This is a genomic window from Armatimonas sp. (assembly GCF_031410135.1).
Taxonomy (GTDB): domain Bacteria; phylum Armatimonadota; class Armatimonadia; order Armatimonadales; family Armatimonadaceae; genus Armatimonas.
The window spans coordinates 1-11,073 of record NZ_JANNYP010000441.1; the positions used below are offsets into that span (position 1 = coordinate 1).

An 11,073-nucleotide genomic window follows, 5' to 3' on the forward strand; every position below is an offset into this window, starting at 1 on the left:
TTGTGCTTTATTAACAGTTAACTGATTTTTCATTAAATATCAATAACTAGTATCGTCGTGAGGAAACTGCCTCTGCTCCAGCCATCTGCCGGGAGATCAGGCTACCCTCATCTACGGGCAAAAGATACGGGACAAGATTAGAGCGCTGAGGGGGGTATATTCTCGTCCCACTTCGAGGCGTTCTCGAAGAGATTGGCGCAGATATTAGCTGGAACGAAGCCACCCAGACCGTGAAGGCGACAATGGGCGAGCGTGACATTCAGCTCACCCTCGGCAATACCATGGCACTTGTCAATGGCCAGAGAGTCGGCCTCCGCATGCCCGCGATGCGGATTGGGGGAAGCACGATGGTTCCCCTGCGCTTTATCGGGGAGGCACTGGGGGCGAGTGTGGACTGGGACGAGTCACGCCAGCAAGTCAGCATCCTCACGAATCGAGCCGATGGCAAGGGCAGAACTCCGGTGGTACGTAATCGCGAGCAGGAGCGGGCGCAAAACCCCAACAGGATCATGATGCGCATCAATGGCCGGGATGAGCCCTTTGCCGGTGCCCGCCCCTTCATGCGCGGCGAGGACATCATGGTTCCCCTGGAGCAAATGTCGCGCGTCGCTCGTTTCAGCTACCGCTACGATGCCGCGCAAAATACGCTCACGGTTCCCGAGAAGAAGATCACCAATGCAGTGGGCAGTCGATGGATCGAGAAAAATGGGCAGCGCATCCGATTAGAGAGCCCGACCGAAGTCCGTGGTGGTGCCGTGTTCGTCCCGCTGGAGCTTATTGAACTGGCATCGGATCAGACAGCGACGTGGAACCCGGAGACGCGCACGATTGTGATGGCCAGCCTTCGCCCCTGATGCAATCAGGTATGCTGAGGGCATGACAACGGACTGGGAAGCTCTCTATCAAACGGGCGAGACGCAGTGGGACAAAGGCGCAGCCTCCCCCGCCCTACTTGCCTATCTCGCCGAATCGCTGCTCACGGGCCGCGTGCTGGTGCCTGGTTGTGGGCGGGGCCACGACGTGCGAGCCATTGGAGCGGCAGGCGCAGACGAAGTCGAGGTGATTGGGCTGGATCTCGCCCCCAGCGCCTTTGCGGGCGTTGAGTTGCTCCCCAACACGCGCTTTGTGATGGGGGATCTTTTTGACCTGCCCTCTGATTTTTCCGCCGCTTTCGATGCCGTCTTTGAGCATACCTGCTACTGCGCCATCCCTCGTGAGCGCCGCGACGACTATATGTACGCCGTGACACAAGCCCTCAAGCCTGGGGGCTTGCTGCTGGCAATCTTCTACCTCAACCCGCGCGATAATCCCGACCCAACGCTTGGGCCACCATTCAACGCCACTTTAGAAGAACTAGACACACGTTTCGCCGAGCACTTCACCCTCCTGCGCTCCGAAGTGCCAACCGTCGCGTTCCCAGGCCGCGAAGAACGCGAAGTGCTACGGCTCTATCAGCGTTTCTGAGCAAGCCAGCGAACAAAGTCGGCGGGCTGCTTTGCGGTGCTGTAGTCGGTTTTTGCCAAGAGCTTGCCGCCTGATGTCACCAATCCAAACTGCGGCGTGATCATTGGCTCAGCTCCGAAGAGCTGCCTTGCCAAGCCGACATTTTGGTCGGCATCAAGCTTAACGCAGACCATTCCTTCCAGCACAGCCTGCACTTCGGGCCGGGGGAGAACCCGAAACTCAAAATCTCGGCAATTGGCGCAGGTTCGTGTTGATAGAAAAACAAACAGGGAAACACCGCGTCGCTGTGCTTCTTGCTGTGCCAGTGTGTAGTTATGGAAGAGAAGCTGTGCCTCACGATTGCGCCGAGCATAGAGATTTAGCGCAGGGCCACCAGGTAAGACGGTGATGGGGTCAATTTTATAGTCCCCTACGAGAGAGAGTTCAACCACACCCTCAGGAAGCCCGTTGATGCGAAATGTCCCATCGTTCTCGGTCACGCCACCGAACTCACCATTCAGGTCGCGAGCCTGAATGGTCTGGTGGAGCAAAGTCCGTCCTGTTCCATCGCGGAGCACACCCGTTACCGTGCCTTTACCATATCGTAAGACAATCCTGCCCAGATTGCGCCGCTCTCCCGAACGGAGCTGAGTAAGATTTAGGCTCCCATAGGACACGGGGGAGTGATAGTACTCTAATGAGCCGCGAGCGGAGGAGGTGCCGTTGAGAAAAAGTAAGTACTCCGAGTCCGAAGGGAGCGTAATCTCAAAGTTTCCAGAGAGCTCCCGCCGATAGATTCCAATGGGAGAGAGCAACCCCACACTGAGACGTGTTGCGGCAAGAGAGAGGCTTTCAAGTGGTCGTCCTTGCTCATCAACAATCTGCCCCGTGATAACAGCAGGCTGAGTTTCTTGAAGCATGACGGAAACAACCTGCTCCTGCCCGACAGTAAGTTGTGCCTTCCCCGTGTAGCCTTTCTGGCGCACAAGAATTTCCTCCGGTGCCTCAGACTCCCCCCAGTGTGCCTTGACCTGGAAATAGCCCCGATCATCGGTTTTGCTTCTCTGGAGACGTGTGACGATTTCCGCATTGGCTATCGGAGTTCCCTCCGGTGTCCTCAGAAACGCGGAGAGCGGTTGACGTGCCCGTCCTGCCACTTGGAAGTCGTGGGTTGGTGATGTCCGAGGAGTAAATACGATCTGCGCCTGTGCTTCTGGATCCAGAAGTGTCCCCGTGGCGGGGTTGCTTCGGAGCTGAATGAGGGCATCGGGAGTGGGCACGCGAATCCGGTAGTGTCCGTTTGCGTCCGTGACATTGTAGGTCGTGTAGTCGCGCCGTCCGCCGCTTGCGGGGCCTCCGCCCACCCAGACACCGGGAAGAGGCTTGCCCTGAAGATCACGCACCGTCCCCTCCACGACCACTCCTACCTGGAGATCGAAGTCCACATTAGTCTTTGTCGCTCCTTCCTTCACCGTGACAACAGGCTTGTAGCGCGTCGTGTAGTCCTTCCCGGCTGTTTCCACACAGACGCGGTACGTGCCCGCAGGAAGCAGATCGAGCGAGTAGACGCCGGAGTCGCGTGTCGAGACGCTCTTACCCCAATCGGAAAAACCACCTTGCTCATCCAGTAGATTGCACCAAACCCGCAGATTTCCAGCGGGCCTACCATTGGCCAACCGAATCTGCCCTGAGATCGTCGCGGTGCCTTTGCGTAGTGGTTTTGGTGTTGAAACTGGCTCAGGCAATAGCACGGGCCGCGCTGCTGTGAGCTGCCAAGGCACAAGGGCGCAGCCAGTCAGACCGAGAGCGAGGACAGCTAAGAGCGGCGAGCGACGGGTGTTTTTCAGGGCTCTGAGGCGGCGCTTGAGGTGATCTGCACTCCCACTCACAAAGCTTGTGCGGAGTGCTCCGGGTTGCGCCAGAGCGAGCAGGGTCTTGCCATAGGTCGCGGGAGCCACCGCGCTGATACGAATGGCGAGGGTATCGCAGGCTTGCTCCTGGGACACGGCAAGCTCGCGCACCGACCACCAGACCAGCGGGTGGAACCAGAAAACGACTCGCAGGAGCGCCCCGAAGAGATTCCACGCAAGATCATCGCGCCGGGCATGGGCCAGCTCATGGGCCAGTGCCAGCCGGAGCGTGGCAGAGTCACTCAGAAGCGCCGCGGGAAGAACAATTGTCGGCTTGAGAACTCCCGTAAGGGCGGGGGTTTGCACACACTCGCTCTGTCGTAGCTCGGGCACCCGCCACAGCTTAAGTCCTTTTGCGAGCTCCGCACACTCGGCAAGCACACACGCATCTTGCACAGGCTGAGTTCCCTGCCGCCAGCGCCGGGTTCTTGCCGCCTGCCTCAGTAAGTGCAGAGAAAACGCAGCGGCTCCTAACCCATAGACGACCAGCCAGGAAGGTATCGGCGCAGGTGGTAGAGTCTGTGCTTTTACTTGCGGCGCACTCGTACGCTCAGGCAATTTTGTGAACGTCGCCAAAGTGGGCTCGGGCTGCGAGGTTGAGATCTCCAGGGGTGGCTCGGGACGTAAAATCGGCAGCGACACGACTGCCCCGAGAAGCAACGCGGCGGCAAATTTGACCAGAACCAGCCGCCATAACGCCGTTTTGATAGAGCCCGACAGTCGGGGAAGTAGGCAGAGTAGGGCCACAAAAACCACCGCGAGAGCGCCTTGCCACGAGGCGCGAGTCAGTGCGATCTCCAGCTCTTCGGGATTCATTTCTCATCCTCCAGCGCCGCAACCAGCCGCTTCAGCTCGGTCAGCTCAGCAGAATTTAGCTCTGCTTCTTCGGTCAGATACGCCACAAACGGCCCGACTTCTCCGCCCAACATCTGCTGAACAAAGTCGCGCACCAACGAGCGCTGCTGCTGGGTCTGGGGCAGGCTTGGCTGATAGCTCCAGACACACCCCGCCCGCTCACGGGTTAAAAACCCCTTGGCTCGCAAGCGCTCCATCACATTCAGAACCGTCGTGCGCTGCACCTGTGTGAACTGCTCCGCCACTTGCCGCACACTCACCGGTGCATTCTCCTGAATAAAGCGCAGAATCTCTGCCTCCGCGGTTCCCAGCCCTGCCCGTCTCCCCATTTCTTTAAACCTCCGCAATACAATGACGACTAGTGTCGTCACTAGTTATACGACACTAGTCGTCAAATTGTCAAGGGCAGGAATTCTTTTCGTTTTTATTGAAACGACCGTTATGCAAACATCAAGGCCCAATATCATTGTGATCTACACCGACGACCAGCGCTGGGATGCGCTCGGGGTGGTGCAGAAGGAGCAGGGAAGCAAAGGCCGCTTTCCCTGGTTCAAGACACCGAACTTGGACAAGCTCGCCGCCGAGGGCACGCGCTTTCGCAATGCTTTTGTGGTGAACTCGCTCTGCGCTCCCAGCCGCGCGACCCTACTCACGGGGCAGTACGGGCATACCAATGGCATTGTGGATAATCATACGCCGTTTTCCGAGAAAAATGTGACCGTGGCGACGCTACTCAGCTCAGCAGGCTACAAAACAGGCTATGTGGGCAAGTGGCACATGGGCAACCAGCGTGAGCGCCCCTGCTTTGACTTTGCCGCGAGTTTTATCGGGCAAGGCAAGTACGACGACTGCCAATTTGTGGTCAATGGCAAGGACACTCCCACCAAGGGCTGGATTGACGATGTCTCGACTGACTACGCCCTCCAGTTTATGCGCGAGAGCGCAGGCAAGCCCTTCTTTCTCGTCTTAGGCTTTAAGAGCGCGCACGGGCCGTTCTCGCCGCCTCCGAGCCACGCCAACGACTACACTAGCGACACCGCGCGTCCCGTCCCCAACCTCGGAATGTCCCCCATCTACGCCTCCGAGCGCAAGGGCAACGCAGATCCCAATGCCCTGAACCGGGGCTACTTTCGCTGTCTGAGCGCCATGGACGACTGCGTCGGGAAGCTCATGGCCTCGGTAGACGACAACACGGTGGTGATCTTTGCCTCGGACAATGGCTTCTATTTGGGGGAGCACAGCCTCGGGGATAAGCGCACCGCCTACGACGAGAGCCTGCGGATTCCGCTCCTAGTGCACCTGCCCAAGCGGATGCGCCGAGCACAAAAGCTAGATGCGATGGCGCTGAACGTGGATATCGCACCGACGGTTCTGGAGCTGGCGGGCGTTCCCGTTCCGAAGGCCATGCACGGACGAAGCCTTGTCCCCCTGCTCACGGGCAAGAAACCCGCCGACTGGCGCAAGGCGTTCTTCTACACCTACTTCTTTGAGCGTGGCTTTGCGGCTCCCACCACGCAGTGTGTCCGCACGGAGAACGCCAAGCTGATCCAGTACCCTGGTCACCCCGAGTGGACCGAGGTCTTCGATCTCAAGGCCGATCCGTTTGAGATCAAGAACCTCGCCCGTGATCCGGGTGCAGCGGGGCTACGCATGGCTCTGGAGCAGGAGTTCGAGCGTCAGCGCAAGGAAATCGGCTTTGAGATCCCTGCGTTTGCGGACAAGCCCGTCGCGACCGATTCCGCCCCCGGTGGCCTCGTCGCCCCCTTGAACCGCTGGGTGCTGGACTGGAAAGAGGCGAGAAAATTCGACGGCACAAAGCTGGTCACCATCGCCAGCATGCCCGCGCTTCGCCCCAATGTGGGAGCCTGGGCCATCGAGGCGACGCTCACGGCAGAGAAGCCCGAGGGGGTGATTCTGGCACGAGGCGGCGTAAGCTTTGGTTACAGCCTGCACCTGGAAAACGGCAAGCCCGTCTTTACCGTCAGCTCCGGGGGCAAGCGTTCGCAGATTACGGGCAGCGAGAGCATCGTCGGACGCTCGGTAGTGCTGCTGGCGCGAATTACCCCTGATAAGCGCCTCACGCTGGCTCTCGATGGGAAAGAAATCGCCGCCGGGCCGCTTCATACCTTCATCACCAGCGATCCCGCCAATCCGATGGAGCTAGGGGGCGATGCGGGCTCGAAAGTGGCGGGCAAAGACCTCCCCAACTTCATCGGCACCCTCACCCGCGTCCGGCTCTACTCCGGCGAGCTCAAGACCAGTTGACGCTCCCCGCCTCTTTCCAAATACGCAGAACTTCCTCGTAGGGAATGTCTTCGCCGCGCCAGGTACAAAGGGATTTCCAGAGTGCCTGATGGGGCCGCGCGATTCCCCGCACGGCGACCACGGCGGCGTAGGCTTGCAAGAGCCCGATGCCCTCTTCTTCGCAGAGCACGGCGATGGCAAACGTCGGGGCGCGGCTCATGCCCGCCCCGCAGGCAATGAGCACGGTCTCGTGTTGTGCTAAGCGATCCCGCACAAACGCCACGCCCTGTTCCAGCGCTCCCGGCGGTAGCGGCTCGCCGTCATCCACGTCCAAATAGAGCTGCGCAATTCCCGGCTGCTTCACCTCAGCAGCAAGCTGGAGCATAGCCTCAATACGATGGGTGAGCAAGCTTGTGTAGTCGAGGGTTTCGGCATACTTGCCAACGATGAGCCAGGGTCGAACGGAATCCATGCACGAATTGTACAACGAATTGCGCTGTGAGCAGGAAAAGCCGCTCTCAAAGCACAAACAACTCTCATGCGTTCACGATTCTGGATGTACATTGCATCAATAGCGGCACTTGGCTCCCTAGTGTTAGCACAGACACCGACAGCAAAGCCCATCGTTTGGATCTACACCGATATGTCTGATAAGACCATCCCCGGCAAGAACCACATGGGCACGGTCAACGACCCAGATGATATCTCCGCCATGGCAGGCTATCTCCTGCTTGCCGATAAATTCGACACAAGGGGCATCGTTGTCACCAGCACCCACCGTCCTGAGCATGCCGTTTCCTCAGACCAAGCCGCTTGGGCCGAGCGTACTTTTGGGGAGGCCTACCGCGCCGAGGTGGCGAACCTCAACAGCCGCTTGGGGGGTGGATTTCCCGCAACGATCTCCTTCACACAGTCCTGCATCAAGAAGACAGCGGAGCGCTATGCCCCGGCGAAGACCTACGCCTCGCTCGATACCTACCCAACCGTGCGGGCGCTCTTTGAGGTGGCTGCTCGTGAACCCAACGGTGCGCTTATCAACGTCCTCTGCTGGGGCTCGGTCACGGAGCCCGCTATCCTTGTGAACCACTGCCTCAGTACGGGTCGTACAGATGTGCTGAAGAAACTTCGCTTCATCGCGCACTGGACGAACTCTTCTCTGCATCAAGGCACACCTGAACACCCCGAGAATGTCGCCAACTGCCGCGAGGATGCCGCCGCCTGTACCTACTTAAAACAAAACGCCCTAGCGAAGAAGATCGACTACCGCGAGTGTGGTGCGATTGGGCAGCATGGCATTGTCAGTGGTGCCCCGCGTGGCGTGGCGTACTACGAAGCCTTCAAAGTCAGCCGCCTTGGACGACTCTTTGCGGAGGGAAAGTTCGTCCAGAACAGTGTAGACCACTCCGACTCCGCGACCTACTGGGTTCTGCTAGGCACCATGGGCGTCACCCTCGCCGATATTCCCGCAGATGGCTCCAATACCGCTTCGCAAGAGACAGCCAACGAAAAAAAATTCGTTGCTAGCTCTAGGGCGCTCCACGAGGAGCTTCTCCGCCGCGCTCGCGCTGCCGCAGGAAAGTAAAGAGCCGCAAGCAGGAAAACGTGGCTCCGACGCACAAACAGTCTCCATGCGTTCACGATTCTGGATGTGGGTTGCACCGCCGTTGGTGGTGGGATCTCTGGCGCTGGCACAGAAGCCCCAAACAACACCCCATGCCCCCACTGCGATCTTCAAAGCCGACTGCCTCCCCTGCCACAGCGCAACGGAGAAAGAGGGCGGGCTGAACCTTGAAGCGGCCACGCTCACCCCGGCGCAGGCCAAGCGTATTCTGGAGCGGGTGCGTGGCGAGGGCGGCAAGCCCCAGATGCCTCCGACGGGAAAGCCGCTCCCCGTGCAGAAACAGGCTGCGCTGGCAAGCTGGGAGAAAGCGCTCAGTGAGACAAAGCACTGGGCCTATGTGCCCGTTAAGCGTCCACTGGAGCCGCCCGTCGAGGTGAGCGGGATTGATAGTTTTGTGAAGGCGCGGCTGGTCAAAGAGAAGCTGAGCTTCTCGCCACAGGCAGATAAGACCACGCTGATTCGGCGCGTGACGCTGGACTTGACGGGCCTGCCCCCGACGCCGCAGGAAGTGGATGCGTTTCTGGCCGACACGCGCCCGGATGCGTATGGAAAACTCGTGGATAGACTGCTGGCCAACCCGCACTACGGCGAGCGGATGGCGCTCCCTTGGCTGGACGCCGCTCGCTACGCCGACTCCAATGGCTTCCAGCAAGACGGCGACACGTTCCAGTATGTCTGGCGGGACTGGGTGGTGAAGGCATTCAACAAGAACATGCCCTTCGACCAGTTCACCATCGAGCAGCTCGCGGGGGACTTACTGCCCAACGCGACACTTGATCAGCAGATTGCGACGGGCTTCAACCGCTGCCATCTGCTCAACGGCGAGGGCGGCGCGATTGCTGAGGAGCAGCGCAATGTGATCTTGTTTGATCGCGTGGATGTGACCTCGACGACGTTTCTGGGCCTCACAATGGCCTGTGCCCAGTGCCATGATCATAAGTACGACCCGATCAGCCAGCGCGACTACTACAAGTTCTTCGCCTACTTCAACAACGTCCCCGAGAGTGGAACGCCCTCGGGCGGTGGGCAGTACCGAATCGCCGAGCCCTTTGTTACGGTTGGGGCTCCAGAGGAAAGCAAGCGCCTTGATGGGATCGTGGTAGCCCTGAAAGCGGCACAGGCGGAGGTCAAGCGCCTGGAAGCACGCCCCCAGCCCACGTCTCCCTCGGTCACTCTTGCGGGTTGGCACCTCGCTGCCAGCGTTTCGGCACCCACTTTCGATGCGGCCTACGATACGGATAAGACGCTTGTGGAGCTAACAGGTGGCACGGAGCATACAGAGTGGGTAGATGGCGTGGTGCAGTCCCTCCCCGAAACAGAGAATACGGCACACTATCTCGTCAGGACACTCACCACTCCCGGAGTGTCCAGCCTTCCTCTGAGTCTGGGAAGCGATGATGCCATCAAGCTCTGGGTAAACGGCAAGCTGGTACTGGGGAAGAAAATCACCCGAGGTGTGTTAGCGGATCAAGAGAAGGTCACGGTGACACTCACACCGGGAGCAAATACACTCGTGCTCAAGATCGTCAATGGGGGTGGAGCGGCGGGGTTTTACTTCAAGGCCAGCATGCCTGCCACACCCGAGCTTCTCGTCGCCCGCGACCGTGTCGCCACATTGACCAAAGAGCGTGATGCGCTCCAAGCGAGCCTGCCACGCGTCATGGTCATGTCCGATGCCCGCCCCCGGAAGACCACGATTTTAGTGCGCGGCCAGTATCTCTCCCCCGGCGAGGAAGTCGCTTGTGGGACGCCCGCCGCAATTGCCCCCCCCGCCCCCACACCCAAAGGGTACCCGGGGGGAGCCCGTGTAAGCAATCGGCTGGAGATGGCCAAGTGGCTCGTCAGCCGCGAGAATCCCCTCACGGCGCGGGTCTTTGTCAACCGGCTCTGGCAGCAGTTTTTTGGCATTGGCCTGGTGAAGACCAGCGAGAACTTTGGGTTACTGGGGGAGAAACCCTCGCACCCCGAGCTCCTCGATTGGCTCTCTGCCGAGTTCATGGACTCGGGCTGGGATGTGAAGCATCTGGTGCGCCTGATTTTTACCAGCCAGACCTACAAGCAGTCCTCGAAAGTCTCGCCCGAGCTACGTGGCCGCGACCCGGAGAATAGATTACTCGCTCGTGGGGCACGGTTTCGGCTACCGTCGCTGATCCTGCGGGACGTGGCGCTGGCAACATCGGGGCTACTCAATGACAAAATGGGCGGAAAGCCAGTCTACCCGTATCAGCCCAAGGGGATCTGGGACAGCCTCTCGATCACCAAAGAGCGCGACTTTTCCTACCCGCAGTCCACCGGGAGCGATCTCTACCGCCGCAGCCTCTACACCTTCTGGCGGCGCACGGTCGGGCCGGGAAATATGTTCGATGCCTCGACGCGCCAAGCCTGTAAAGTCCGCGCCTCGCTCACCAGCACCCCGCTCCACGCCCTCACAACCCTCAACGACATCACTTGGGTTGAGGCCAGCCGAGCGTTAGCAGAGAAGCTGATGCTAGAGTCGGCAAGCCCTGACCAGCGCCTGACCTCCGCCTTCCGTCGCATCTGTGCCCGGCGACCGTCGGCGCGGGAGCTCACGATCCTGCGCGGCAGCTACGAGCGCACCAAAGTCGCCTACGAGCTAGAGCCCGAGCAGGCTACCGCCTTTCTCTCGATGGGCGAGCACAAGCGAAACCCAAACCTAGAGATCGCACAGCACGCCGCACTGGCTCAGGTATGTCTGTCGATCTTTAATCTCGATGAAGCGCTGACCAAAGAATGAAACACCGAACCCATCCCCCGGCCCCTTCCCTCAGGGCAGGGAAGGGGAGAGAAAACCCACCCTTCCCTCCCTGCCCTGAGGGAAGGTGGCGAAGTGAGGAACGAACGGAGCCGGGTGGGTTCGAGCCGCTCACCTGGCGTCTCGTCCCAGCTTGGGCCAAGCCCGCAAGCCTGCCCATCAAGAACGGCCACGGGCTGGTCTTTGACAAGAGCGGCTACCTGTATCTGCTCACCGACCATACCGAC

At 59.7% G+C, this 11,073-nt stretch carries 9 protein-coding genes; 6 read left to right on the forward strand and 3 right to left on the reverse strand.

The genetic code is table 11. The features are described 5' to 3' along the window. The first annotated feature begins 158 nt into the window (after positions 1-158). Together RMO15_RS16220 and RMO15_RS16225 are read left to right on the forward strand one after the other, a co-directional pair. Complete coding sequence (locus tag RMO15_RS16220; RefSeq protein ID WP_309714496.1) at positions 159-854, forward strand: copper amine oxidase N-terminal domain-containing protein; 696 nt, start codon at positions 159-161, stop codon at positions 852-854. A 22-nt stretch (positions 855-876) separates the two neighbouring features. Next, on the forward strand, positions 877-1,464 hold the full coding sequence (locus RMO15_RS16225) for a methyltransferase domain-containing protein (RefSeq protein WP_309714488.1): 588 nt from the start codon (positions 877-879) through the stop codon (positions 1,462-1,464). Here RMO15_RS16225 and RMO15_RS16230 read toward each other — a convergent pair. Beyond that, complete coding sequence (locus tag RMO15_RS16230) at positions 1,452-4,169, reverse strand: M56 family metallopeptidase (RefSeq protein ID WP_309714489.1); 2,718 nt, start codon at positions 4,167-4,169, stop codon at positions 1,452-1,454. The genes RMO15_RS16225 and RMO15_RS16230 overlap by 13 nt on opposite strands. Further along, a complete protein-coding gene (locus RMO15_RS16235) occupies positions 4,166-4,537 on the reverse strand; it encodes a BlaI/MecI/CopY family transcriptional regulator (protein WP_309714490.1) in 372 nt (123 codons plus the stop codon). Before RMO15_RS16235 ends, RMO15_RS16230 begins: the two co-directional genes overlap by 4 nt. 112 nt (positions 4,538-4,649) lie before the next feature. Here RMO15_RS16235 and RMO15_RS16240 point away from each other — a divergent pair, with 112 nt between their 5' ends. Continuing rightward, positions 4,650-6,473: a sulfatase-like hydrolase/transferase gene (locus tag RMO15_RS16240; RefSeq protein WP_309714491.1), complete on the forward strand. Its 1,824-nt coding sequence runs from the start codon at positions 4,650-4,652 to the stop codon at positions 6,471-6,473. On the opposite strand, the gene RMO15_RS16245 is transcribed toward RMO15_RS16240, so the two are convergent. Then, positions 6,460-6,924, reverse strand: a complete 465-nt coding sequence (locus tag RMO15_RS16245; protein ID WP_309714492.1) for a dual specificity protein phosphatase — start codon at positions 6,922-6,924, stop codon at positions 6,460-6,462. The genes RMO15_RS16240 and RMO15_RS16245 overlap by 14 nt on opposite strands. 66 nt (positions 6,925-6,990) lie before the next feature. Between RMO15_RS16245 and RMO15_RS16250 the strand changes: the two genes are divergently transcribed. The 3 genes from RMO15_RS16250 to RMO15_RS16260 form a co-directional block, all read left to right on the forward strand. Then, positions 6,991-8,034 (forward strand): nucleoside hydrolase-like domain-containing protein, encoded by a 1,044-nt coding sequence (locus tag RMO15_RS16250; RefSeq protein WP_309714493.1) that lies wholly within the window; start codon positions 6,991-6,993, stop codon positions 8,032-8,034. Positions 8,035-8,080: 46 nt separating this feature from the next. Further along, positions 8,081-10,828, forward strand: coding sequence for a PSD1 and planctomycete cytochrome C domain-containing protein (locus RMO15_RS16255; protein WP_309714494.1), 2,748 nt, complete (start codon positions 8,081-8,083; stop codon positions 10,826-10,828). After that, positions 10,825-11,073: hypothetical protein (locus RMO15_RS16260; protein ID WP_309714495.1), on the forward strand; the 249-nt coding region annotated here is incomplete at its 3' end. The genes RMO15_RS16255 and RMO15_RS16260, both read left to right, overlap by 4 nt.

Excerpts from the sequence above, each read along its gene's own strand:
- RMO15_RS16225 (WP_309714488.1), top strand. The coding sequence starts at position 877 with ATGACAACGGACTGGGAAGCTCTCTATCAAACGGGCGAGACGCAGTGG.
- RMO15_RS16230 (WP_309714489.1), bottom strand. The coding sequence starts at position 4,169 with ATGAATCCCGAAGAGCTGGAGATCGCACTGACTCGCGCCTCGTGGCAA.
- RMO15_RS16235 (WP_309714490.1), bottom strand. The coding sequence starts at position 4,537 with ATGGGGAGACGGGCAGGGCTGGGAACCGCGGAGGCAGAGATTCTGCGC.
- RMO15_RS16240 (WP_309714491.1), top strand. The coding sequence starts at position 4,650 with ATGCAAACATCAAGGCCCAATATCATTGTGATCTACACCGACGACCAG.
- RMO15_RS16245 (WP_309714492.1), bottom strand. The coding sequence starts at position 6,924 with ATGGATTCCGTTCGACCCTGGCTCATCGTTGGCAAGTATGCCGAAACC.
- RMO15_RS16250 (WP_309714493.1), top strand. The coding sequence starts at position 6,991 with ATGCGTTCACGATTCTGGATGTACATTGCATCAATAGCGGCACTTGGC.
- RMO15_RS16255 (WP_309714494.1), top strand. The coding sequence starts at position 8,081 with ATGCGTTCACGATTCTGGATGTGGGTTGCACCGCCGTTGGTGGTGGGA.